Origin of the sequence: Enterobacter adelaidei (assembly GCF_041937165.1) — a bacterium.
GTDB lineage: Bacteria > Pseudomonadota > Gammaproteobacteria > Enterobacterales > Enterobacteriaceae > Enterobacter > Enterobacter adelaidei.
Genome location: NZ_CP154353.1, coordinates 1,844,242 through 1,867,511, shown reverse-complemented (window position 1 = coordinate 1,867,511; position 23,270 = coordinate 1,844,242). Strand labels below are relative to the sequence as shown.

The 23,270-nt window shown below is 54.4% G+C and carries 22 protein-coding genes; 8 read left to right on the top strand and 14 right to left on the bottom strand.

The features are described from left to right. The first annotated feature begins 58 nt into the window (after positions 1–58). Entirely contained in the window at positions 59–2,308 is a 2,250-nt protein-coding gene (katE, locus tag AAHF05_RS09135; protein WP_129324511.1) for a catalase HPII, read from the top strand. A 39-nt stretch (positions 2,309–2,347) separates the two neighbouring features. On the opposite strand, the gene chbG is transcribed toward katE, so the two are convergent. The 7 genes from chbG to osmE form a co-directional block, all read right to left on the bottom strand. Next, positions 2,348–3,106: a chitin disaccharide deacetylase gene (chbG, locus tag AAHF05_RS09130; protein WP_129324510.1), complete on the bottom strand. Its 759-nt coding sequence runs from the start codon at positions 3,104–3,106 to the stop codon at positions 2,348–2,350. An 11-nt stretch (positions 3,107–3,117) separates the two neighbouring features. Beyond that, positions 3,118–4,473, bottom strand: a complete 1,356-nt coding sequence (locus tag AAHF05_RS09125) for a 6-phospho-beta-glucosidase (protein ID WP_028017213.1) — start codon at positions 4,471–4,473, stop codon at positions 3,118–3,120. A 110-nt stretch (positions 4,474–4,583) separates the two neighbouring features. Next, positions 4,584–5,402, bottom strand: coding sequence for a transcriptional regulator ChbR (gene chbR, locus AAHF05_RS09120; RefSeq protein ID WP_028017212.1), 819 nt, complete (start codon positions 5,400–5,402; stop codon positions 4,584–4,586). A 29-nt stretch (positions 5,403–5,431) separates the two neighbouring features. Next, positions 5,432–5,779, bottom strand: coding sequence for a PTS N,N'-diacetylchitobiose transporter subunit IIA (chbA, locus tag AAHF05_RS09115; protein ID WP_028017211.1), 348 nt, complete (start codon positions 5,777–5,779; stop codon positions 5,432–5,434). 46 nt (positions 5,780–5,825) lie between these two features. Continuing rightward, entirely contained in the window at positions 5,826–7,184 is a 1,359-nt protein-coding gene (gene chbC / locus AAHF05_RS09110; RefSeq protein WP_028017210.1) for a PTS N,N'-diacetylchitobiose transporter subunit IIC, read from the bottom strand. 79 nt (positions 7,185–7,263) lie between these two features. Continuing rightward, positions 7,264–7,581, bottom strand: a complete 318-nt coding sequence (chbB, locus tag AAHF05_RS09105) for a PTS N,N'-diacetylchitobiose transporter subunit IIB (protein WP_014883474.1) — start codon at positions 7,579–7,581, stop codon at positions 7,264–7,266. Between the two features lie 284 nt (positions 7,582–7,865). Continuing rightward, the gene (gene osmE / locus AAHF05_RS09100; RefSeq protein WP_008500677.1) at positions 7,866–8,207 is read right to left on the bottom strand and encodes an osmotically-inducible lipoprotein OsmE; all 342 of its coding nucleotides are present in this window, start codon (positions 8,205–8,207) and stop codon (positions 7,866–7,868) included. 232 nt (positions 8,208–8,439) lie between these two features. Here osmE and nadE point away from each other — a divergent pair, with 232 nt between their 5' ends. Next, positions 8,440–9,264, top strand: a complete 825-nt coding sequence (nadE, locus tag AAHF05_RS09095) for an ammonia-dependent NAD(+) synthetase (protein WP_129324556.1) — start codon at positions 8,440–8,442, stop codon at positions 9,262–9,264. Positions 9,265–9,433: 169 nt separating this feature from the next. Then, the gene (gene cho / locus AAHF05_RS09090; RefSeq protein WP_374936454.1) at positions 9,434–10,324 is read left to right on the top strand and encodes an excinuclease Cho; all 891 of its coding nucleotides are present in this window, start codon (positions 9,434–9,436) and stop codon (positions 10,322–10,324) included. Here cho and ves read toward each other — a convergent pair. The 7 genes from ves to AAHF05_RS09055 all read right to left on the bottom strand — a co-directional run bounded on the left by ves (position 10,293) and on the right by AAHF05_RS09055 (position 18,012). After that, on the bottom strand, positions 10,293–10,859 hold the full coding sequence (gene ves / locus AAHF05_RS09085; RefSeq protein WP_028017207.1) for an environmental stress-induced protein Ves: 567 nt from the start codon (positions 10,857–10,859) through the stop codon (positions 10,293–10,295). The genes cho and ves overlap by 32 nt on opposite strands. Positions 10,860–11,156: 297 nt before the next feature. Continuing rightward, positions 11,157–11,651: an ATP-independent periplasmic protein-refolding chaperone Spy gene (spy, locus tag AAHF05_RS09080; RefSeq protein WP_028017206.1), complete on the bottom strand. Its 495-nt coding sequence runs from the start codon at positions 11,649–11,651 to the stop codon at positions 11,157–11,159. A gap of 337 nt (positions 11,652–11,988) precedes the next feature. Then, positions 11,989–12,954, bottom strand: coding sequence for a succinylglutamate desuccinylase (astE, locus tag AAHF05_RS09075; protein WP_129324508.1), 966 nt, complete (start codon positions 12,952–12,954; stop codon positions 11,989–11,991). 10 nt (positions 12,955–12,964) lie between these two features. Continuing rightward, on the bottom strand, positions 12,965–14,290 hold the full coding sequence (gene astB / locus AAHF05_RS09070; protein ID WP_129324507.1) for an N-succinylarginine dihydrolase: 1,326 nt from the start codon (positions 14,288–14,290) through the stop codon (positions 12,965–12,967). Further along, complete coding sequence (gene astD, locus AAHF05_RS09065; protein ID WP_129324506.1) at positions 14,277–15,764, bottom strand: succinylglutamate-semialdehyde dehydrogenase; 1,488 nt, start codon at positions 15,762–15,764, stop codon at positions 14,277–14,279. The genes astB and astD overlap by 14 nt, the downstream gene beginning before the upstream one ends. After that, positions 15,761–16,795 (bottom strand): arginine N-succinyltransferase, encoded by a 1,035-nt coding sequence (gene astA, locus AAHF05_RS09060; RefSeq protein WP_028017202.1) that lies wholly within the window; start codon positions 16,793–16,795, stop codon positions 15,761–15,763. Before astA ends, astD begins: the two co-directional genes overlap by 4 nt. Next, positions 16,792–18,012: an aspartate aminotransferase family protein gene (locus AAHF05_RS09055; protein WP_049007831.1), complete on the bottom strand. Its 1,221-nt coding sequence runs from the start codon at positions 18,010–18,012 to the stop codon at positions 16,792–16,794. Before AAHF05_RS09055 ends, astA begins: the two co-directional genes overlap by 4 nt. A gap of 433 nt (positions 18,013–18,445) precedes the next feature. Here AAHF05_RS09055 and xthA point away from each other — a divergent pair, with 433 nt between their 5' ends. Genes xthA through AAHF05_RS09030 form a run of 5 tightly spaced genes read left to right on the top strand, consistent with a single transcriptional unit; the run spans position 18,446 to position 23,240 of the window. Next, positions 18,446–19,252, top strand: a complete 807-nt coding sequence (gene xthA / locus AAHF05_RS09050) for an exodeoxyribonuclease III (protein WP_129324505.1) — start codon at positions 18,446–18,448, stop codon at positions 19,250–19,252. A gap of 6 nt (positions 19,253–19,258) precedes the next feature. Then, on the top strand, positions 19,259–19,942 hold the full coding sequence (locus AAHF05_RS09045; RefSeq protein WP_129324504.1) for a TVP38/TMEM64 family protein: 684 nt from the start codon (positions 19,259–19,261) through the stop codon (positions 19,940–19,942). Positions 19,943–19,948: 6 nt separating this feature from the next. Next, positions 19,949–21,118 (top strand): ABC transporter substrate-binding protein, encoded by a 1,170-nt coding sequence (locus AAHF05_RS09040; RefSeq protein WP_129324503.1) that lies wholly within the window; start codon positions 19,949–19,951, stop codon positions 21,116–21,118. Further along, positions 21,091–22,620 carry a thiamine ABC transporter permease gene (locus AAHF05_RS09035; protein WP_129324502.1) on the top strand — a complete coding sequence of 510 codons (1,530 nt, stop codon included), beginning with the start codon at positions 21,091–21,093 and terminating at the stop codon, positions 22,618–22,620. The genes AAHF05_RS09040 and AAHF05_RS09035 overlap by 28 nt, the downstream gene beginning before the upstream one ends. Continuing rightward, entirely contained in the window at positions 22,620–23,240 is a 621-nt protein-coding gene (locus AAHF05_RS09030) for an ATP-binding cassette domain-containing protein (protein ID WP_129324501.1), read from the top strand. The genes AAHF05_RS09035 and AAHF05_RS09030 overlap by 1 nt, the downstream gene beginning before the upstream one ends. The last annotated feature ends 30 nt before the right edge of the window (positions 23,241–23,270 follow it).

Here is a 23,270-nt window from a genome sequence, read left to right as displayed (position 1 = left end):
TGCGACATTGTCCTATCCTTAAAAGGTTTTTTAACAATGAATCAAGGAGCATCGTGCAATGTCGAACAAAGATAAAACACATCAATCGCCGATTCATGGCACTGAAGAGTCTCAACCGGGAATGGACTCCCTCGCCCCTGCTGACGGCTCTCACCACCCCTCTCCCGGCCCTTCAGCCCCAGGCGAACAACCTACCGCACCGGGAAGCGTGAAATCACCGGACACGGGAAATGAAAAACTGAAATCTCTAGCGCCACACCGTAAAGGCGGCGAAGGTTTTGCGCTCACCACCAATCAGGGCGTGCGCATTGCTGACGATCAGAACTCCCTTCGCGCGGGCGCGCGCGGGCCGACCCTGCTGGAAGATTTTATCCTGCGGGAAAAAATCACCCATTTTGACCACGAACGGATACCGGAACGCATCGTCCACGCCCGCGGTTCCGCGGCCCACGGCTACTTTCAGCCCTATAAGAGTCTGAAAGCGATCACCAAAGCGGATTTCCTCTCCGACCCGGATAAAATCACACCGGTGTTTGTGCGTTTCTCCACCGTGCAGGGCGGCGCTGGTTCGGCAGACACCGTCCGGGATATCCGCGGCTTTGCCACCAAATTTTATACCGAAGAGGGAATTTTCGATCTGGTGGGCAACAACACTCCCGTGTTTTTCATTCAGGATGCGCATAAATTTCCTGACTTTGTCCATGCGGTAAAACCAGAGCCTCACTGGGCCATACCGCAGGGACAAAGTGCGCACGACACCTTCTGGGACTATGTCTCCCTGCAGCCTGAAACCTTACACAACGTGATGTGGGCGATGTCAGACAGGGGCATTCCGCGCAGTTATCGTACAATGGAAGGATTTGGCATCCATACCTTCCGTCTGATCAATGCCGAGGGAAAAGCCACGTTTGTCCGCTTCCACTGGAAGCCTGTGGCGGGTAAAGCCTCGCTGGTGTGGGACGAAGCGCAGAAGCTCACCGGACGCGATCCAGACTTCCATCGCCGCGAGCTGTGGGAGTCCATTGAAGCGGGCGATTTCCCGGAATACGAACTGGGCCTGCAGCTCATTCCGGAAGAGAACGAATGCAAGTTCGATTTCGATCTCCTTGACCCGACCAAACTGATCCCGGAGGAGCTGGTGCCGGTTCAGCTGGTGGGTAAAATGGTGCTCAACCGTAACCCGGATAATTTCTTCGCCGAAAACGAACAGGTCGCGTTCCACCCGGGGCATATCGTGCCGGGGCTGGATTTCACCAACGATCCTCTCTTACAGGGACGTTTATTCTCGTATACCGATACGCAGATCAGCCGTCTAGGTGGGCCGAATTTCCACGAAATCCCGATTAACCGTCCAACCTGTCCGTACCACAACTTCCAGCGGGACGGGATGCACCGTCAGGATATTGATACCAACCCGGCGAACTATGAACCGAACTCCATCAACGATAACTGGCCGCGCGAAACCCCACCCGGGCCGAAACGCGGTGGATTCGAATCGTATCAGGAGCGTATTGATGGCAACAAAATTCGCGAGCGCAGCCCGTCATTTGGCGAGTATTACGCCCACCCTCGCCTGTTCTGGAACAGCCAGACGCCGATTGAGCAGCAGCACATTATCGGCGGCTTCAGCTTTGAGCTCAGCAAAGTGGTGCGCACCTATATCCGCGAGCGCGTGGTCGATCAGCTGGCGCATATTGATATTCAGCTTGCTCAGAGCGTAGCCGATAACCTGGGTATTACGCTCACCGATGAGCAACGCAACCTGGCGCCGCCAAAAGCGGTTAATGGTGTGAAAAAAGATCCGTCACTGAGTCTGTACGCAGTGCCGGGTGGCTCAATTAAAGGCCGCGTGGTCGCCATTCTGCTAAATGATAAAACCCGCGCCAGTGATGTGCTGGGAATTATGCAGGCGCTGAAAAAGCAAGGCGTGCACGCCAAACTGCTTTATTCCCGCATGGGCGAAGTGACCGCCGATGACGGCTCCGTGCTGCCGGTGGCGGCGACTTTTGCCGGCGCGCCATCGCTAACCGTCGATGCGGTGATTGTGCCGTGCGGGGATATTAACAGCCTGCTGACCAACGGTGACGCCGTCTATTACTTGCTGGAAGCCTATAAACACCTTAAACCGATCGCGCTATCCGGCGATGCACGACAGTTTAAAGCGCAGTTGAAGGTGGCGGATCAGGGTGAGGATGGCATTGTGGAGGGCGATAACGTCAATGACGCGTTTATGACGAAACTGTTTGATTTGCTCGCTGTTCATCGCGTCTGGTCGCGCAGCAGTAAGATTGACCAGATACCGGCGTAAAAAAATGCCGGGTAAGGCAAAACTGCCCCCCGGCACTTCTTACAGATCCCTGAACGTTCCCAACCGATATCCGCGCTCGGCAATCGCATACTTCAGCGATGCCGACGTCAGCACATCCAGTTCCGCCAGTCGAGGCCAGCAGTAGGCGCTCTTGCGTACCGTGTTATCAACAAAAGCGGGGTGCGCCATCACTTCCACCGACCGTTCGCCTCGGGCGGCGGAATCATCCAGCACTTTCAGGAACAGTGCTTCATCGATCCCTTCGCCATAAAACGCGCTGCTGAATCCGTCCGTTGTGGGCACAGAGAAGAATGACAGACCGTGCAGCGCCTGCACGTCACGATCCACGCGCATTGCAACCCCTTTACGTCGCGCAAATTCCGCAACAAGCGGGAAAATCGCCGGAATCATATGGACGTGATGGTGACTGTCAATGTGCGTCGGCTCCTTGCCAAACACAGCAACAAAGCGGTTGAACTGACAGTCCAGCTCACGGGTAATATCTTCGAGCGGCAGAGCATCCTGCTCCGCCAGTTCCCAAATCCACTTACCCAGCTGTCCGTCGCGAGTCAGACCTGGCATCGGCGAAAGCGGCATCCCAAGCGTCAACACAAAGTGCATGCCGACGCCCAGCGCCGGAACGTCGCGGCTCAACTGCGCCGCGTGTTCAACCGCTTCACCATTAACCAGTGCCGTTGTAGAGGTCACGATCCCCCGACGGCAGGCTTCAATAATGCCGTAGTTTTGACCTCTGGAGAGACCAAAATCATCAGCATTGACGATCAGCAGGTTTTCCATTGCGCATCCCCTTAACGGTGTTTGAACTTCAGCTTCTCTATTGTTGCAGCAAAGTTCGGCAACCATTTTTCATGTGCCAGAATCATTTCACTGGCCAGTTGCTCCGCATCGCGATCAGAATGGACCAGCGGGCTGAGGTTCAGCGCCAGCAGCACGTCATTAAGCTCACCGCTTAACGCCGCATGGCTGGCAGCCACTTCAAATCCTTTGATGGTGTGAATCAGGCCCATGACTTTGTCATCAAAATGGGTGATGCGTGGATGTGGTTTCGCCCCATCACGCCCCAGAATACAGGTCATCTCGATGGCCCAGTCAGCCGGAATGTTGTCGATATGACCATGATGCGGCACATTAACGTAATGCTCCGCTTGCTTATCGTTGTAAATGGCATTGATAACTTCACATGCTGCATCGGAGTAATATGCCCCGCCGCGCTGCTCCAGCTCTTTCGGTTTGACGTTCAGGTTCGGATCTTTATACAAATCGAACAGCTGCTTCTCAACCTTCTGAACGATCTGCGCACGCGCGCCGCCCTTATAGTACTCGCCCATTTCGATAGCCAGCATCTCTTTCTGCTTAAAGTAGTAAAGCAGGTACGAGCATGGCAGCAGATTCAGCGAGCGGATCAGCCCTTCGCTGAACGGCAGGTCAAAGATGTTTTTCACTGACGCCGCGGTCAGGCGGCCGGAAGCCACGCCGTCGAGCAGTTCGGCAAAGCGTGATTTTCCGTTCACAATGACATCTTTGATAAACACCATGTGGTTCAGGCCGAACAGATCGATGGAGAGATCGTCGTTGTCGGTCAGTTCCAGAACGTCGCGGATAAACATCTTCATGCCAATCGGAATATTACAGACGCCGATAAAGCGTTTGAAACCCGTATGGCGGTAGACCGCCTCGGTCACCATCCCGGCCGGGTTAGTAAAGTTAATCACCCATGCGTTCGGGCAAATCTCTTCGACATCTTTGATAATGTCGAAAATGACTGGGATGGTACGCAAACCTTTGAACAGGCCGCCCGCGCCGTTGGTCTCTTGTCCCAGATAACCGTGACTCAGTGGAATGCGTTCGTCCAGTTCACGTGCCTTTAACTGACCCACGCGTAGCTGGGTGGTAACGAAATCCGCATCTTTCAGCGCCAGTCGACGATCCAGGGTTTTATGCACGGTTAAAGGCACACCGGCTTTCTCAACCATGCGCTTGCAAAGGTCGAAAATAATATTCAGTTTCTCCTGGCCTTCCTCAACGTCAACCAGCCATAACTCGCTAACCGGTAATTCATGATAACGTTTCAGGAAACCTTCAAGTAATTCCGGGGTATAACTGCTGCCGCCACCAATGGTTACGACTTTTAATTTCTTTTGCATAATATCTCCCTTAGCGTATCAGGTTAATCGCCTGCAAGGTATAGCGTACTCTTCCCGCTATTTGGGCAAGCAATCAAGGCAATATTCGCGGCGGGTAAATCCGCCGAAATTTAATTAATTACCGTCAAGTTTTTCCGGTAACTGTTCGGGGTGAACGATGTCAATTTCTTAAAGGTTTTAATAAACAGACTGGGGCTACTGTATCCGGACTCGTAAGCAATATCGGTGACAGAATAGTTGGTAATTTCCAGCTGTTTTTTGGCAAAATTAATGCGGATTTCATTAATAATTTGCACAGGTGTTTTACGATAATAACGCTGTGTCGCGCGAGTCAGATATTCCTGCGATTTTCCCGACAGTGAAACCATATTCTCCAGCGCATTTTCACTGAACTGCCCTTTATCGTGCATCAGTTCAACAGTACCGCGCAGCCATTGCGGAACATCATCCGTCACCTGCTGCTCTTCGCGATGATGGCGCAACCGGTTCATCACATAGAATGTCACCGTTTCAATAAACTCATCAAATTCATTGTCGCGGAAGTTAAGCGAGGCGATAACCGTTTCAATCCAGGTCATAAACTCGTTTTTGACACGATAGACCTGCGATGCCACAAAGCAGAAAGGTACCAGCGGCAGATAGTGCTTCTCAAAGAAGCGTCTGCTGACGCCCACATTCAGAATGCGTGTGGCGCCAAATTCGTAAAAGCTCTGGTGATAGGATCCCATCGGTAAGAAGACAAAATCGCCCCGTTCAAGCAGAACGCGCTTACCGTTAATTTCCTGGTAGTAGCGGCCGGTCAGAACAATCGTGAACTCATAGTAGTCATGCTGGTGCAGACCGCTGGCGCTCTCCGTTTTGTTGTAAATGACCACGTGAAAATTCTTGCCATTAAACAGTTGCTGCTCAAGTGCGGTTTTAATTTCCATCGTGCTGACCTCCTGCTGCCTGACCTGACTTATTGCATTTTCTCGTGAAGCTCAATTAACTCCGCCACCAGCTCGCGTGCCAGCATCGACGTCATCAGGTGATCCTGCGCGTGTACCAGCACCAGGCTAACCTTCATCTTCCCTTCCCCCTGGTCACCTTCGATGAGCTTCGTCTGCACCAGGTGTGCTTCATTCAGCGCCGTACGGGACTGATCCATCATGGTTTTCGCGGCGGCGAAATCCCCCTGCTTGGCCTGCTTGAGGGCGGCATAGGCCAGGCTACGGGCTTGTCCGGAATTGATGATGAGCCCCATCACCACTTCTTCGAGATCGTTCTCTGCGCTTTCTTCTGCAACAATACTATCCAAATCTAACATTTTAAGCTCCTTGTGGCTGGCGCGGGTTTCCCCGCGCCGGTCAATCTTAGAATTTCAGTGAGAGGGCAATATCCTCTTCGCTCTCTTCTTCATCAATGATGGTTGCTGCTTTGTTCGCAATAGCCACGAATGGCATGTAAAGCAGTGTTGCAATCCCGAGGTTGAATATCGCCAGCAGGAAGGCCGCCACGCTGCCGTTGGTGTTGAAGAACGCGCCCAGACCCGCCGGCATTGTCCATGGTGCAATGTTGGTGATTGGTGGAATGATCCCCATGTAATAGGCCGTCAGGGTAATGGCTGCCAGCAGCGGCTGAATCAGAATGAACGGGATGAACATCACCGGGTTCATGATGATTGGCAGACCAAACAGGATCGGTTCGTTAATCTGGAAGATACCTGAAGGCAGCGCCAGTTTCGCCACCTGACGATAGTCAGCACGACGAGAGACAATAAAGACCGCGATGATCAGACCCAAGGTCGCCCCGGTACCGCCCAGGAAGATATAGGAGTCAAGCATCGGCTTCGCCCACACATGGAAGGTTTTACCCGCTGCCAGCGCCGCGTCAACAGAGCCGTACTGCTGGTAAAGTGCTACGTTTTCCAGTGCCCATGGGGTCATAATCCCGCTGTCCAGCGCTGCCAGTGCCAGTGAACCATGCACGCCGAAGAACCACAGCAGAGAAGTGAAAATCACATACGCCCAACCGACCACTCCACCCATTGACGCCAGCGGCGTAGAGATAGAGTCCATGATGATCTGGTGGAAGTTAGTGCCCCAGTGAGAAAGCGCCCAGGCGATAATCCCCATGATGGAAAGAATAATGAAGCCTGGAATCAACGCGGAAAATGAACGAGAAACCGAAGCCGGAACGCTATCTGGCAAACGGATAACCCAGTTTCGACGAATAATAAAGGTGAACATCTCCGCCACCACCAGCCCGATAACAATACCGGAAATGATGTTAGCTCCGCCCAGCCAGTTGGCGCCTACTGCATACGCTTCACCGACACTGTAAGGAGTCACGGTCATAAATGCGGCAACGGATAATAAACCAGCGGCCAGTGGATCCACTTTCCGCTCTTCTGCCAGCGCCATCCCTATAAAGAAAGGCGCCATCAGCGACATAATACCTAACGTCCCGTTATAGACGTTGCCGCCGATGGCTTTAAAACCGTTAAGGGTTTCAATAGTCGAAGCGTCTAACCGAATTCCTAATGAATAAAAGAAGGAACCTTCACCAAAGCTCAGAAAAACGTTGTTAATTAAAACGAACATTGCCCCGGCCAGCGTCAACGGCATTAATTTAATAAAACCGTTTTTGATGGCATTAACGTGAGGCTGCTTTCCTATTTTAACAGCAAAAGGAAGGAGTACCTTTTCAAGTGAAGCGATGACTTTACTCATAGGAAAATACCCTTAAATGCCGCAACACAAGTTACGGCGTATTGTGTGTGAAATAACTCTTTGACGGGAAAAATAAAAATTAATTAGCAGCTTTTTTAATGGCTGCCACAGCAGCTTTCAGTACACCTAAACCATCAATCTTGCCGTACAGCCCTGAGTCGATCACTTCGACCGGTTTATTCGGTAACAGTCGTTGAATTTCGGGTAACATATAGGCGATTTGCGGCCCCAGTAAAACGACGTCGGCTTTCTGGCCTTTTTCGCCCGCCAGCGTCTCAGGAAACGCTTCAATCACCACAGGGACTTCATACTTTTCAGCTTGTGCACGCATCTTTGACACCAGAAGCGAGGTTGACATGCCCGCTGAGCAGAACAGGTAAATATGTTTCTTTTCCATCATAATTTCCCTCTTGTATGACTACCTGCCATCTTGCTATCACTCGACTCGCTGTCCCGGCAGGCAGGTAGCTTGTGTATTGTTGTTTGTCGTTGGAGTGAGTATACGCAATGGTACAGACAGGGGATAATTCTGAACAGACTCAAATTGTCTCTCATTGACCTGGCTTGTTGACTCCCTTCACATTTCGGGCAAATAATTCGCGCAAAGAAATAAGATTTTTGTATGCATAAAAAAACCGACCCACTGGTCGGTTTGTTAACATCCTCAGATACGCAGGGTTACTACGCCTTAGGTGCCTGCGGATCGGTGTCGTATTCAGCACAGGTCTGATAGCCGGAGTTAATAACATGGCCGGTATCATCCAGGGCGACAAAGTAGGTCTCTGCCTTACCATCACGTTGACCCAGGATATAGGTCTGGCAGGTTCCTTTCGCATGGATCATGGTCACTTCAGAAGAAGGTTTACCGGCAATCGCAGCCACCTGCGAACGGGTCATGCCTTTTTTGACATCTTTAACCACTGGCTGTGTGAACTGATCTTTGGTGCGATCGTAAGCTGTACACCCTGCCAGCATAGTCAGTACTGCCGCTGCGCTAAGAATTCCTGCTACGTTCTTGTTCATATTCCGTCCTCTTGTTTATCAGCGTGTTATCTAAGCATGGAATAAAAAGTACGATTGTTCAACTTTGTGAATTACGCCAGACGAATTTCGGAAAATTCTAATAAAACAATGATAACCTGCTAAATCGCCGCAAATTAGCGCACTCAAAACTGTGATCCTTGTCGTTTCTCGCCCAAAGGGTTAGTTTTAGCAGTAAATACATTCGGTTTATGTTCTGCATATGGAGGGCATGATGGCTCTGCAACAAGAGATTATTCAGGCGCTGGGCGCGAAGCCTGCGGTAGATGCACATGAAGAGATCCGCCGCAGCGTGGATTTTTTAAAATCTTATTTAAAAACGAACCCTTTCCTGAAATCCCTGGTGCTGGGTATCAGCGGGGGCCAGGACTCGACGCTGACCGGTAAACTCTGCCAGATGGCCATTTCAGAGCTTCGCGAAGAGACCGGTGATGAGACACTGCAGTTTATCGCCGTGCGTCTTCCGTATGGCGTGCAGGCCGACGAGCAGGATTGCCAGGATGCCATTTCGTTCATTCAGCCTGACCGCGTACTGACCGTCAATATTAAAGGTTCGGTCCTGGCAAGCGAGCAGGCGCTCCGCGAAGCCGGCATAGAATTGAGTGATTTTGTCCGTGGGAACGAGAAAGCCCGTGAGCGCATGAAAGCGCAGTACAGCATCGCCGGGATGACCAAAGGTGTAGTTGTTGGAACCGACCATGCAGCAGAAGCGATCACCGGTTTCTTCACCAAATATGGCGACGGCGGCACCGACATCAACCCCATTTTCCGTTTGAACAAGCGTCAGGGTAAGCAGCTGCTTGCTGCGCTGGGTTGCCCTGAGCATCTGTATAAAAAAGCGCCAACGGCGGATCTGGAAGACGATCGCCCTTCCCTGCCGGATGAAGCGGCGCTGGGCGTCACCTATGACAACATTGATGATTACCTGGAAGGCAAAAAACTGGATGAAGGGACCGCGAAAATCATCGAAGGCTGGTATCTGAAAACCGAGCACAAGCGCCATACCCCTATCACGGTGTTTGACGACTTCTGGAAATAAACGCAAAACGGTAACCCAGGTTACCGTTTTTTGTGTTTGCGCCCTCTCCCGTGGGAGAGGGTTGGGGTGAGGGCATCAGGCCGCACGTCCTGGCCGGGTAAGGCGTAACCGCCCCCCCGGCTCTTTTTTAACCACCACACTCCTGCTACACTGTATACCTGAACAGTATATGGAGGAGTATGTGAGCAGGCGTCAATCCGCCCCGCGTCTTGAGTTTGAAGCGGCGGCTATCTACGAATATCCCGAACATCTTCGCCCCTGGCTAGAGGCGCTGCCTAAACAGCCTGGCGTGTACATCTTTCACGGTGAGAGTGACACCCTGCCACTCTATATCGGTAAAAGCGTCAATATTCGCAGCCGGGTATTATCCCATCTCCGTACGCCGGACGAGGCCGCCATGCTGCGCCAGTCACGACGCATTACCTGGGTTCAGACCGCAGGAGAAATGGGCGCGCTGTTGCTTGAAGCCCGACTTATCAAAGAGCAACAACCGCTGTTCAATAAGCGTTTGCGCCGCAATCGTCAGCTTTGCTCCCTGCAGATAACCGCGGGCAAACCGCAGATTGTCTACGCACGTGAAGTCGATTTTTCACATGCCCCAAATCTGTATGGGTTATTCGCGAATAAACGTGCGGCACTTCAGGCCCTGCAAACGCTGGCGGATGATTTACAGCTTTGTTACAGCCTGTTGGGTCTGGAGGCAACCACCCGTGGGCGCGCCTGTTTCCGATCCGCTCTGAAGCGCTGCGCAGGTGCTTGTTGTGGGAAAGAAAGTGTTGAGGAACATCATGCCCGGCTTCTCAACGGGCTGGCGGCCATCAGTGTCGCCTGCTGGCCGTGGGAAAATGCCGTTGCCCTAAAGGAAGTGGGTGAAGCGATGACCCAGTATCACATCATCAATAACTGGCTTTGGCTGGGCGCCGTTGACAATGTAAACGACGCGGCAACCTTGCTACGCACACCCGCCGGATTCGATCATGACGGCTACAAAATACTCTGTAAGCCGGTATTAACCGGCAAATATGAGATCATTGTGCTGAGTGACCCGCCAGCCAGTTAATTTCACTGAACAATAAGGTGCCTTCAGACTCCAGCAGACGGAGAGTGTGGGTACCCTCTTCCCAGAATGCCCCCTGATCGGCGGTCAACAATTTATCCCCCAACTGCCACGCGCCGCCTAACACGAACACCACGCCGCCCCGGGAACCAAAGGTGGTAAAGGTACGATCGGCAACGCGTACTTTTGCCTGGCAGCAATCGCGCCGGGTCATGATGTTGAAATCCATTGCCATCCTTCCATCCGCCAGCAGTGCTTTTACCGGTAGATCGCCAGAAAAACTGTAAGGCTGATGCTGTTTCAGGGTATGACAGAATGCCTGACCGGCATCCAGCGTCACCTCTCCTCCCTCCAGTAACGTTATGACCCGATCAACACCGGGAAAAGAGGAGAATTCACCGTTACTGGCAATAGTCGCAATACTGGCACGCCAGTAAAAATCCCGCGTCGCGGGAGGAAAACAACAAATCTCTCGCGTTTCGCCAGCACCATTGCGCCAGAGACTGACCGGCATCTTACGGATATCAAAGAACTCCATCACCACTCCTGAATGGCACAACCTGTGCCAGGGCAAGGATATTGCTATCGTTGCTGTCTTGTTTGTTATCGTTAGGGTTTCACAGACACAGTATCGGCAGCAGAGCGGGCAGGCATTAACTGAACGTTAATAAAAATTCTAACGCCATGACTCTACGAACATTCTCTGAAGCGACTACAGGAGCATACCGCGCTCGCGGTGGCAGACAAGAGGGAAGGAAAGAAAAACCGCCGGTCCTGTCCACAGCGATAGCGCTTTTGTGGACAGGATCCCGGCGGTCTTAAGATGTTGAACCGATTATTCGGTTGGTGCTGGCATTTTACCTTCCATCGCCGGACGTTCTGTCAGACGCTTCTCAAAATTCGCATTAAATTGTTTTTTCTGTTCCGGAGTCAGAATGTTGTAGATCTTATTCTGGGTTTCCATGTGAGCCAGCATGCGGGCTTTGTGCTGCTCAGCCATTTTGTCGATCTGCGCTTCAGCTTTCGCCTTATCGAAACTATCGCTGGCGATGATGTCATGCATTGCGCGACGCTCTTCAAGCGGAGGACGTTTCATCTGGTCGCGTTCGCCTTTCCTGATATCGCGGATCTGCTGCTTCTGCGCATCCGTCAGATTCAGATCTTTAAACATCATCATCTCGTTGTGCATACCCGGCTTGCCTTTATGATGCATCATCATTTTGCCTTCAGTTGGCGCGGCAGCGGTGGTGGTCGTATCTGCGGCGAACGCCATGCTGGTAGCGCCCAGAGCTAGGGTAGAAGCAACAAACAGTGCAGTAAGTTTACGCATAATTTATTTCCTTTCTTTCAGTTATTCTTCGGCGCTATGCCGTGTTGACGAGATTAACTTTACGGGCTTTATCGTCAATTAGTCAGAGCAACGGTAAAACAATGAAAGTGTAAAAAACAAATTTTCGCCAAATGTGGAGGAAATAAGGATAAAGCGTGGAGAGTTGCAACAAAAAATAAACAACACGATGATTTTAAAGAAATTGAGCATGAGTATAGCGAAGTGAAGATTAATAATAAAGCAATTCACCAGGAATATTCTGCAAAAGAAGTGCGAACGCTTTAATCGTTAAGAAAAGGTTTTTGCTTCCCCCCTCAGAGGATGAGAGGGGAAATACTCAGGAGATTTTTTCCAGCATCAATCCGGCTCGCAAACCAAACGCCACCGACGGGTTAGGAAACAACACATATTCGGTTGTCTTCTGCACTTCATAACGATCCTCACCATCTTCGGCCAACAGGACGCCTTTACGGAACGGGGTAAAGTTGAGCGTATGTGCAGCCATATGAAGCAGGAAGGCATCGCTGCGGCGAGTGATCTGCTGCACGACCCGATACCGTTCAACGGGCTGATGCGCGTGCTCAGGAACCGTTCCTCCCAGCAGCGCCCGAAGAGCGAGATGCGTAGGCGCAAAGCGAGTCAGATCGTTCTGGCCGAACGGTAGTGCTTTTCCCAGCTCCAGGGTACACGCCAGCGCAGCGAAACGTTCGCAGGTAAAGTGAGTAAACGTTCCCCCCGGTGACTGATGAAAGACCAGCGCCTCCAGCCCGGCATCGCCCAGCCAGCTCAGGAACGCTTCATCCCACGGCTGATGACGCTGCGGCAGAACGCCAAAGCGAACATGATAAGACGCCCGGATCGCCGTATGCAGATCCAGATGCCAGCGCGCAGGCCCCGCAGCCGCAAAAAACGCGCTCACGACGTTCTCCAGCCACTGTGCCCGCGCCGTTTCGTCACTCTGCGGGAACTGCGACCAGCGCCCACCGAACATGCGGTTAATATCGCTCACCAGATACCGTTTGTTTTGTGCCAGCGCAGGCGGGTTGCCGAGCACCACCAGCACACGACACTTAAGGGTGATATCTCCGCGATACAAAGCGCGCAACAGCAGATCGACAATCTCAACGGGTGCCGTTTCATTCCCATGAATCCCCGTTGAAAGCAGCAGCGACAGATCGCTTTTTGCGGTCGGCGTCAGCTCAAGCACTCCGCGCCCCAACCAGCGCCAGTGGAATGAGGGCCCCTCCCCCTCACTCTGCTCAGGTGTTTCATCAGCCAGGGTCAGCGCCAGTAGATTTTCCATACTCACTCCTTTAGCGCTGGAACGGATAAACCGATCCCAGCTGCAGGATGGATGTCAACGCGTCCAGCGCCTCACGACCTTCGCGCAGCAGTTGAGGGTCGACCAGGTCTGCCTGCGTTAACCGGTCACGATAGTAACGATCCACCCAGTCGTTCAGGGTGTTAAACAGCGTTTCGTTCATCATCACTGCCGGGTTAACGGCCTGCATTTCATTCTGCGTCAGTACCACGCGCAGGCGCAGACAGGCTGGACCACCGCCGTTGGCCATACTTTCACGCAGGTCAAAGACGCGCAGTTCGTCAATTGGGTTATCGGCCTTAACCAGGTCTGACAGATAACGCCACACCCCTTTATGATCCCGGGACTCTTGCGGCAGCACCAGTATCATGCTGCCATCGTCACGGCTCAACAGCTGGCTGTTGAAGAGATAGGTTTCCACTGCATCCTGCACGCTGACCGCCTGCGTCGGCACCTGAATCGGCATAAAACCCGGCACGCGTTCATGTAACGTAGCGAGCAGCTTCTCCTGATGGGCAAACGCCTGCTCATGGCAGAACAGTACCTGGCGGTTGGAGACGGCAATCACGTCGTTGTGAAACACGCCCTGGTCAATCACCTGTGGATTCTGCTGGGCAAAAATCACCTGGGAAGGATTGACCTGATTCAGGCGGGCAACGGCCTGACTCGCCGCTAGCGTCTGACGGGCAGGATAGCGGACGGGTTCGGAATGACCGCCCTCTTCACGCCCGTAGATAAACAACTGCACACCAGGGTCGCCATAATCACCTCCCAGCCGGTTATGGTTGGCAGCCCCTTCGTCGCCAAACATCGCCACCTGTGGCAAAGCCTGATGCACCGCAAAATGAGCGTCATGACTGAAAATGGCGCGCAACACGCGCTCGGTGGTTTCCGCTTCAGTGGCACGGTGGAATTTGTTATTCAGGTTCGCCACCGTTAAATGGACTTTTCCATCCAGCGTATCGGCAGACGGTGCGACGGTTGCTGCATTCGCCACCCACATTGATGAGGCAGAACTTGCCGCAGAGAGCAGATGCGGTGTCTGTGTACCCGCTTTTTCAACCACCTGCTCATCGCTGCCGGTGAAGCCAAGTTGACGTAACACTGCCACATTTGGACGCTCTTGCGGCGGAATAACCGCCTGCGGGAAACCGGCATCCGCCAGCGCTTTCATTTTTAGCAGCCCCTGTTTCGCCGCCAGTTTCGGGTTGGAGACCTGAAAACGATGCTTCGTCGAGGCTTCATTACCAAAAGAGAGACCCGCATAGTGGTGCGTCAGCCCCACCAGCCCGTCAAAGTTGACTTCACGCGCTTTCATGACGATCCCCTCCGGTAAAGTCCAGACCCGGATTGAGCGTTTCCGGCAGCGTCAGCGCCGGGGTTTCCAGGCTTGCCATCGGCCACGCGCAGTAATCCGCGGCGTACCACGCGCTGGCGCGATGGTTGCCCGATGCCCCCACGCCACCAAACGGTGCGGTGCTCGCTGCACCGGTCAGCGGTTTATTCCAGTTCACAATCCCGGCGCGCGCTTCAAGCAGCAGTTGGTCAAACTTCTCGCGATGAGGCGAAATCAGCCCGCTCGACAGGCCGTAACGGGTGTTATTGGCCATTGCAATCGCCGCATCAAAATCGTCATAACGCCAGACGCACAGCAGCGGGCCAAAGACCTCTTCGTCCGGCACGTTGCTCGCACCGCTCATCTCAATAATGCCCGGCGTCAGCAGCGAGGTGCCAGGCTGGACCAGCTTCGGTTCCAGCAAGGTTTTTGCACCACGCGCGACATGATCCTGCCAGGCCTTCAGCACATTCAACGCCGCCTGCTCGGAAATCAGACCGCCCATAAACGGCTGCGGGTCGGCATCCCACGTTGCGGGTACCAGACGCGCGCTCACTTCAACCAGCCGTTTCAGGAAGGCATCCCCCTGCGCACCACGTTTTACCAGTAAGCGACGGGAACAGGTACAGCGCTGTCCGGCGGTAATAAAGGCGGACTGAATGGTCAGATGCACGGCAGCGTCAATATCGTCAGGATCTTCCACGATCAGTGGATTGTTACCGCCCATCTCCAGCGCCAGAATTTTTTCCGGCTGCCCCGCCAGCTGGCGATGCAACTGATAGCCCGTTCCGGCGCTGCCGGTAAACAGCAGGCCGTCAATATCGCTCAACGCACTCAGCGCCTGACCGGTTTCACGCCCACCCTGTACCAGATTCAGCACGCCAGGCGGCAGGCCAGCCTGTTCCCAGAGTTTCACCACCGCCTCGCCGGTTAATGGCGTTAACTCGCTCGGTTTGAAAATCACGGTATTGCCCGCCAGCAGTGCGGGCACAATGTGACCATTCGGCAGATGCCCCGGGAAGTTGTACGGACCAAACACCGCCAGCACGCCGTGCGGACGGTGGCGCAGCGTGGCCGCACCGTCCGGCATGTCGGTGTGCTGTTCACCGGTACGGGTGTGGTAAGCCTTCACCGAAATGGCAATTTTGTTGATCATCGCCGTCACTTCGGTTGTTGCTTCCCAACGCGGTTTACTGGTCTCAGAGGCGATGATGCGCGTCAGTTCGGCTTTGTTCGCCTCCAGCAAACCGGCAAACTTTTCAACAATGGCCTGACGCACGGCGAAAGGCTGTTTTGCCCACGCAGGAAACGCGCGGCGCGCGGCATGACAGGCTTGTTCAACCTGCGCGGCGCTGGCGTCATTCCCTTTCCAGAGCACCTCTTTTCCTACCGGATTGGTCTTTACGCGCTGTTCGCCTTCGCCCGTGACCCAGTCACCGTTAATCCATAATGTCATGCTGTTTTCTCCTCAGGGCAGAGACGCACCAGGCGAACCGTATCGCCGGCGTTACATTTCAGGGCATCCAGTTCTGCAGCCGTCAGCACCAGACGTTCACATTTCGGGTTGGTACGCACCAGCATGGCGCGGAAGTTGGTGTAATTTTCGTTCGACACCAGACATGCCGGCCAGTCACCCGGCGCAGGCTGACCTTCAGCGACCTCAACCAGCCGGCTTTTACGAATCGCACGCACGCGGTCGATATCGCACTCAAGCGTTGGCCCGCCGTCAAAGATGTCGACATAGTTACGGTAGCGGAAGCCCTCTTTCTCCAGCACCGCGCGGGCGGGAGCGGTTTGCGGATGCACTTCACCAATCACCGCCTGCGCTTCCGGGGTTAAGAAATGGGTATAGATAGGATGCTTCGGCATCAGTTCGGCAATAAACGCTTTCTGACCGGTACCGCAGAGATAGTCCGCCCGGCTGAACTCCATCGAGAAGAAGCGCTCGCCCAGGCTCTCCCAGAACGGTGAGTAGCCTGTGTCGTCGATCACGCCGCGCATCTCGGCCACTACCTTTTCGTTAAAGCGATCGCGGAAGGCGGCCATAAACATAAAGCGTGATTTAGAAAGCAGGTAACCGTTGCCCTCTTTGCGCCACGCCGGGTCGAGGAACAGCGTGCAGAGCTCGCTGGCGCCCGTGTGGTCATTACAAAGAAACAGCGTCGGCAGCGCGTTATAGACGTTCAGCTCTTTCGAAGCATGAACCATCGTGCCGACGCGGTAGTTGTACCACGGGTCGTTTAACCCAACAGCCACCTCGATGGCGCAAATCCCGGCAACAGCACCGGTGTCGGTATCTTCAAGAACGAACACATAACCCTGTTCGCTTTTTGGCAACGTCCCCTGCCAGGTGTGCAGGGCGCGCTCAATGCGCGCCGACAGTGTTTTTTCGTCGGCGGGAAGTGAGGTCAACCCACCTCCCGTCTTACCGGCAAGCTGCATGAGCCCGGCGAGATCGCCGCGCTCAACGGGACGGATGACCATCATGATGACACCCCGGATTTCACATGTTCGCAGGCCAGCGCAAAGCGATCTAAACCAGTTTGCACCTCTTCCTGGCTGACAATCAGCGCAGGAGCAAAACGCACCACGTTGGCACCGGCAATCAGCACCATTACGCCCACTTTTGCCGCTTCTTGTGAAATAAGTTTAGCTTTTCCGGCAAACTCGGCGGTGAGCTCGCAGCCGATTAACAGCCCCAGACCGCGAATTTCTTTAAACAGGCCGGTCTTACTGTTGATGGCATTCAGGCGTTCAACAAACCAGTCGTGACGCTGCTTAACGCCTTTCAACACCTCAGGGGTGTTAATGATGTCGAGAACCTGTCCGGCAACGGCGGTTGCCAGCGGGTTGCCGCCATAGGTGGTGCCATGGGTCCCCACGGTCATCACGCTGGCGAATTTATCGGTGGTCAGCATTGCCCCAATCGGGAAGCCACCGCCCAGCGCTTTGGCTGTCGAAAGAACGTCCGGCGTCACACCGTAGTGCATGTAGGCATACAGTTCACCGGTACGGCCCACACCTGTTTGAACTTCATCAAAAATCAGTACCGCATTATGACGATCGCACAGTTCGCGCAGCCCCTGCAGGAACGCTTTTTGCGCCGGAAGCACGCCACCCTCGCCCTGCATCGGCTCAACAATTACCGCGCAGGTGGTGTCGTTGATCAGCTCGCTGGCTGACTGGAGATCGTTATAGATACCGTGACGAATATCGGGTGGCAGCGGTGCAAAATCCTGCGAATAAGAAGGCTGACCGCCCGCGCTGACGGTAAAGAGCGTGCGACCGTGGAAGGCGTTCTTAAACGCGACAATACCGCTTTTGTGCGTGCCAAACTTGTCGTGTGCATATTTGCGCGCCAGCTTCAGCGCCGCTTCGTTCGCTTCCGCCCCCGAGTTACAGAAAAAGACCTTTTCGGCAAATGTCGCGTCGATCAGTTTTTTCGCCAGACGCAGAGCGGGCTCGTTGGTAAACCCGTTACCGGTATGCCAGAACTTCGCCGCCTGGTCATTCAGTGCCTGACGCAGTGCCGGATGAGCATGGCCCAGCGCGTTCACCGCAATCCCACCTGCAAAGTCGATATACTCTTTACCCTGCTGGTCCCACAGGCGTGAGCCTTCCCCACGAACCGGAATAAAAGCCGCCGGAGCGTATACTGGCATCATCCATTCATCGAAATTTTCACGCGTAATTGACAGAGACATAGCGACCTCATCCGGTAAATAAAAAGTTATTTGAATGTTAAATAATTGAGTGTTTGCACTGTGAATGTAGATTGCAGCCTTCGTGCCAGCCAGCGATAAAAATGCATAAACGGGTTGAGCCAACAGAATATCAATAAGTTACAATATGGAGTTATTCACTGTTAGTGCATAAAAAGTGAATATTTTTACGACAAGCGGCGCTTTGCCGCATGAAAATAAGAAAGAGTATGCAGAGGCCAAATATAATTCTGGAATTGTGATCGCTCGCGAAATTTATCTGTCATTTATGCCCTGTTTGAGGGCGAGACGCGTCAGAATGGTGCAAATATTGCACCACTGGCATTATCTGTCGCAGTTATTGGTCAATCCCCGTAACAGTTGACGCAAATTCTGCTACCATCCATGCACTATTCACCTTGCACTGGCAGCGACTATGAAATTTGTCTCTTTTAATATCAACGGCCTGCGTGCCCGTCCTCATCAGCTTGAAGCTATCGTTGAGCAACATCAGCCAGATGTGATCGGCCTGCAGGAGACAAAAGTTCACGACGACATGTTCCCCCTCGAAGAGGTGGCGAAACTCGGCTACAACGTCTTCTATCACGGACAGAAAGGCCACTATGGCGTTGCGCTGCTCACTAAAGCGCCACCGGTATCCGTCCGCCGCGGCTTCCCTGGCGATGATGAAGAAGCACAGCGTCGCATTATCATGGCGGAAGTGCCTTCTGCACTCGGGAATATTACGGTCATTAACGGTTACTTCCCGCAGGGTGAGAGCCGTGACCACGAGACAAAATTCCCGGCTAAAGCAAAGTTCTACCAGGATCTGCAGGACTACCTGACCACCGAACTGAAAAAAGAGAATCCGGTGCTGATCATGGGCGATATGAATATCAGCCCGACGGATCTCGATATCGGTATTGGCGAAGACAACCGCAAGCGCTGGCTGCGTACCGGCAAATGCTCCTTCCTGCCGGAAGAGCGTGAGTGGATGGCGCGTCTGCTTGACTGGGGTCTGGTGGATACGTTCCGCAGTGCCAACCCGGAAACACAGGACCGCTTCTCCTGGTTTGACTACCGCTCAAAAGGCTTTGATGACAACCGCGGCCTGCGTATCGATCTGCTGCTGGCCAGCTCGCCGCTGGCAGAACGCTGCATTGAAACCGGTATCGACTACGATATCCGCAGCATGGAAAAACCGTCCGATCACGCGCCGGTCTGGGCAAAATTCAAGCTGTAATCACGTGTGAACATTCGAAAAAGACTCTTCCTGTGCGCTCTTCTGGGCGCATTTATTCTGACATTTATCGCGCTTCCTCCGGGCACACTCTCCCTGGATGAGATTAAAATTCACCAGCAGGCGTTACTCTCTCATGTTGAACACGCGCCGCTACAAAGTGCGCTGATCTTTTTTGCGCTCTATGTGGTGGTTTCCGCCCTGTCGATACCCGGCGCGGCGATACTGACCCTGCTGGGTGGTGCGCTGTTTCCTCTGTGGGAAGGCACCATACTGGTCTCGTTTGCCTCCACGCTCGGTGCCACGCTGGCGATGCTCGCCAGCCGTTATCTGCTGCGCGACTGGGTCCAGCGGCGGTTTGCTCAGCAGATGAAAACGGTGAACGCCGGGATGGCGCATGACGGCGCGGGCTATCTTTTTGCTCTGCGTCTGATGCCGCTGTTCCCGTTTTTTCTGGTGAATTTGCTGATGGGGCTTACCCGCATTGGGCTACGTCGTTACTGGTGGGTCAGCCAGCTCGCCATGCTGCCCGCCACGGTTGTCTTTCTGAACGCCGGGCGCGAGCTGGGAAAAGTGTCAACGCTGCGCGATATTTTGTCGCCGGGTATGGTATTCGCCTTTACACTACTGGGGTTATTACCGCTGGTCACACGCCGGCTATTTACCCGTTATACCCCTTCGTCTAAAAAGTGAGGCATTATGCGCCGTGTGCGTTTTTGCACGTTTCTGACCAGCCTGCTGCTGGCAACCCCTTTGTATGCCGCAGACAGCTGGCAATCCATCCAACAACAAGCCAAAGGCCAGACGGTCTGGTTTAACGCCTGGGGCGGCGATCCGGCGGTAAACCGCTACCTTGAGTGGGTAAGCGGTGAGATGAAAACGCACTACGCCATTACCCTCAAAATTGTCCCACTGGCAGATGCCGCCGATGCGGTAAAACGTATTCAGACGGAAGCCAGCGCTGGACGTAAGACCAACGGCTCAGTCGACCTGCTGTGGGTTAATGGCGAAAATTTCCGCACATTAAAAGAGGCTAACCTGCTGCAAACCGGATGGGCACAGTTGCTGCCAAACTGGCGCTATGTCGATACCCGCAAACCCGTAACGGAAGATTTTGCTGTTCCCACTGACGGGGCGGAATCGCCGTGGGGCGGCGCGCAGCTGACCTTTATCTCACGCACAAAGAGCATGCCGACGCCGCCGGAGGATCCGCAGGCGTTGCTGGCTTACGCGCGGCAGCATCCGGGTAAAGTCAGCTATCCTCGCCCGCCCGATTTTACCGGGACGGCGTTTCTTGAGCAGTTGCTCCTGACACTTACCACACAGCCGGATGCGCTGCAAAAGGCACCCGATAACACCTTTGCCCAGGTAACAGCCCCGCTTTGGGATTACCTCGACAAACTCCACCCACTCCTGTGGCGCGAAGGCAAAGACTTTCCCCCTTCGCCAGCACGTATGGATGCCCTGCTTGCCAGCGGCAGTCTGAACCTGTCGCTGACCTTTAACCCGGCACATGCGCAACAAAAAGTCGCCAGTGGTGAACTGCCAGCCGACAGCTACAGCTTTGGTTTTCACACCGGGATGATCGGTAACGTCCATTTTGTCGCCATTCCGGCTAATGCCAGCGCGAGCGCAGGTGCGAAAGTGGTCGCCAATTTCCTGCTTTCACCGCAGGCGCAAATTCGCAAGGCTGACCCGGCTGTCTGGGGAGACCCGAGCGTACTGGATGTCAAATTACTCCCTGAAGGTGAAGCGAAACATTTGCAAGCCCGCACCCCTGAAGGGCTGCCGAAGATACTGGCTGAGCCGCAATCGGCCTGGGTTAACGCGCTGGAGCAGGAATGGCTGCGTCGTTACGGCACCCGTTGAGTTGGCTTGCCTGGCTGGCAATGGCGGCCATCTATCTGCCGATCCTGCCCGCTGGTGCGATGCTGCTCGCCCCGGCATTTTCGGTGACTCACTGGCAGTCGCTGCTTAACGACCCGCAACTGCCTCAGGCGACCGTCGCCACGCTGGTCTCAACGCTCATTGCGACGCTGGGTTCCTTGCTAATCGCCCTTTCCCTGCTGGCGCTTCTCTGGCCCGGCAAACGCTGGCGGCGTCTCAACACGCGCCTGCCGTGGCTGTTAGCCATTCCCCACGTGGCGTTCGCCACCAGCGCTTTACTGCTGTTTGCGGAAGGCGGTCTTTTTTACCAGGTCTGTACCGTCTGTACGCCTGCACTGGACCGATACGGTGCAGGGCTGGGCCTGACGCTCGCCGTCAAAGAGAGTGCGTTTGTGCTGTGGGCCATCTACGCCGTACTGCCGGAAAAACGTCTTGCACAGCAAAAAGTTGTGCTGCAAACCTTCGGTTATGGACGTTTTCAGATACTCAACTGGCTGCTCCTTCCGGCTATCGCCCCAGTCCTCGGGGCGGTGATGCTGGCCGTTCTTGCATGGTCAATTTCGGTCGTGGATGTGGCAATCGTTCTTGGGCCAGGCAACCCTCCCACGCTGGCCGTGCTGGCCTGGCAGTGGCTCAGCCAGGGCGACGCACAGCAACAAACAAAAGGGATGCTGCTATGCCTGCTCATCCTCCTGCTGTTGGCTGCACTTGCCGCGCTGGGTTACGGAGCCTGGAAGGCATGGCGTCGCACGCTTTCGGATCTGCCGGGGACGCGTCGCACGTCTCCTGTCCCACTGCCCGAGCGGTCGATAAGCAGGCTGTTACCCGCGTGCGGCGTACTTTGCGTAGCAGTACTGCTGATGCTGGCACAGCGGGACGAGATGGGCTCCCTGGGTACCAGCCTTTCCTTCGGCCTGCTTTCCAGCCTGATTGCCCTGGTCCTCATTTTTCTCTGGCTTGAATGGGGGCCGCAGCGAGGTACGTTGTGGGTGTGGTTACCCCTCGCCCTTCCGGCGCTACCGCTCGTCACCGGGCAATATTTTATTGCGTTGCGACTGGGTATCGACGGGCAGTATGTCGCCGTGCTCTGGAGCCATCTGCTGTGGGTGTTACCGTGGATGCTGCTGGTGCTGCAACCCGCCTGGCACAGGATCGATCCCCGGCTTATCCTTACCGCCAGAACGCTCGGCTGGCGACGGGTAAAAATCTTCTGCCTGCTGAAATGTCCCCTGCTGGTGCGCCCGGCTCTGCTGGCTTTTGCCACCGGTTTTTCCGTCAGCATGGCGCAATATATGCCAACGCTCTGGCTGGGCGCGGGCCGTTTCACCACGCTCACCACGGAGACCGTCGCACTCAGCAGCGGGGGCAGTATCCCGGTTCTGGCTAACCGGGCGCTGGGGTTATTGCTGGTCACGGGCATGGTGTTCGGCCTTGCCGCACTGCTATCACGGCTCGCGGGCCGCTATCGTCAGGGATTACGTTAATGCTGAAGGTAAAAGATCTCACCATCGAACCGCTTTTCCGCGAGGTCAATTTCTGTGTGCCTCGCGGAGAGATTGTCACCCTGATGGGACCATCTGGTAGTGGGAAATCGACCCTTTTTGCCTGGATGGTGGGCGCGCTGTCCGACGATTTCCAGGCCCAGGGCGAGTTATGGTTAGACGAGCGCCGCTGCGACAGGCTTCCTGTAGAATCCCGCGGGCTGGGTATTCTCTTTCAGGATGCCCTGCTGTTTGACCACTTCACTGTTGGTCAAAATTTGTTGCTGGCATTACCCGAGCGGATTGTCGGACGCGCACGGCGGGATGCGGTCGAGCAGGCACTGAGTTCCGCCGGGCTTAAAAACCACTACGCCAGCGATCCGGCGACTCTCTCCGGCGGGGAGCGTGCCAGGGTCAGTCTGCTGCGGGCCCTGCTCGCTGAGCCACAGGCGTTACTGCTCGATGAACCGTTCGGGCGCCTCGACAAAACGCTACGTGCGACGTTTCGGACATGGGTGTTTGACGTTGTCCGGGCACGCGGCATACCGGTTATTCTGGTCACGCATGATGAGGAAGACATTCCACCCAACGGTGAAGTGATTGCGATTTCTCGCTGGCAATAATGTGCTAACGCAATGTTCTACATTTCGGGA

Bases quoted from the DNA above. Each gene is read 5' to 3' on its own strand.
- katE (WP_129324511.1), top strand. From the start codon at position 59: ATGTCGAACAAAGATAAAACACATCAATCGCCGATTCATGGCACTGAA.
- chbG (WP_129324510.1), bottom strand. From the start codon at position 3,106: ATGGAAAACCTGCTGATCGTCAATGCTGATGATTTTGGTCTCTCCAGA.
- AAHF05_RS09125 (WP_028017213.1), bottom strand. From the start codon at position 4,473: ATGCAAAAGAAATTAAAAGTCGTAACCATTGGTGGCGGCAGCAGTTAT.
- chbR (WP_028017212.1), bottom strand. From the start codon at position 5,402: ATGGAAATTAAAACCGCACTTGAGCAGCAACTGTTTAATGGCAAGAAT.
- chbA (WP_028017211.1), bottom strand. From the start codon at position 5,779: ATGTTAGATTTGGATAGTATTGTTGCAGAAGAAAGCGCAGAGAACGAT.
- chbC (WP_028017210.1), bottom strand. From the start codon at position 7,184: ATGAGTAAAGTCATCGCTTCACTTGAAAAGGTACTCCTTCCTTTTGCT.
- chbB (WP_014883474.1), bottom strand. From the start codon at position 7,581: ATGGAAAAGAAACATATTTACCTGTTCTGCTCAGCGGGCATGTCAACC.
- osmE (WP_008500677.1), bottom strand. From the start codon at position 8,207: ATGAACAAGAACGTAGCAGGAATTCTTAGCGCAGCGGCAGTACTGACT.
- nadE (WP_129324556.1), top strand. From the start codon at position 8,440: ATGGCTCTGCAACAAGAGATTATTCAGGCGCTGGGCGCGAAGCCTGCG.
- cho (WP_374936454.1), top strand. From the start codon at position 9,434: ATGGAGGAGTATGTGAGCAGGCGTCAATCCGCCCCGCGTCTTGAGTTT.
- ves (WP_028017207.1), bottom strand. From the start codon at position 10,859: ATGGAGTTCTTTGATATCCGTAAGATGCCGGTCAGTCTCTGGCGCAAT.
- spy (WP_028017206.1), bottom strand. From the start codon at position 11,651: ATGCGTAAACTTACTGCACTGTTTGTTGCTTCTACCCTAGCTCTGGGC.
- astE (WP_129324508.1), bottom strand. From the start codon at position 12,954: ATGGAAAATCTACTGGCGCTGACCCTGGCTGATGAAACACCTGAGCAG.
- astB (WP_129324507.1), bottom strand. From the start codon at position 14,290: ATGAAAGCGCGTGAAGTCAACTTTGACGGGCTGGTGGGGCTGACGCAC.
- astD (WP_129324506.1), bottom strand. From the start codon at position 15,764: ATGACATTATGGATTAACGGTGACTGGGTCACGGGCGAAGGCGAACAG.
- astA (WP_028017202.1), bottom strand. From the start codon at position 16,795: ATGATGGTCATCCGTCCCGTTGAGCGCGGCGATCTCGCCGGGCTCATG.
- AAHF05_RS09055 (WP_049007831.1), bottom strand. From the start codon at position 18,012: ATGTCTCTGTCAATTACGCGTGAAAATTTCGATGAATGGATGATGCCA.
- xthA (WP_129324505.1), top strand. From the start codon at position 18,446: ATGAAATTTGTCTCTTTTAATATCAACGGCCTGCGTGCCCGTCCTCAT.
- AAHF05_RS09040 (WP_129324503.1), top strand. From the start codon at position 19,949: ATGCGCCGTGTGCGTTTTTGCACGTTTCTGACCAGCCTGCTGCTGGCA.
- AAHF05_RS09035 (WP_129324502.1), top strand. From the start codon at position 21,091: ATGGCTGCGTCGTTACGGCACCCGTTGAGTTGGCTTGCCTGGCTGGCA.
- AAHF05_RS09030 (WP_129324501.1), top strand. From the start codon at position 22,620: ATGCTGAAGGTAAAAGATCTCACCATCGAACCGCTTTTCCGCGAGGTC.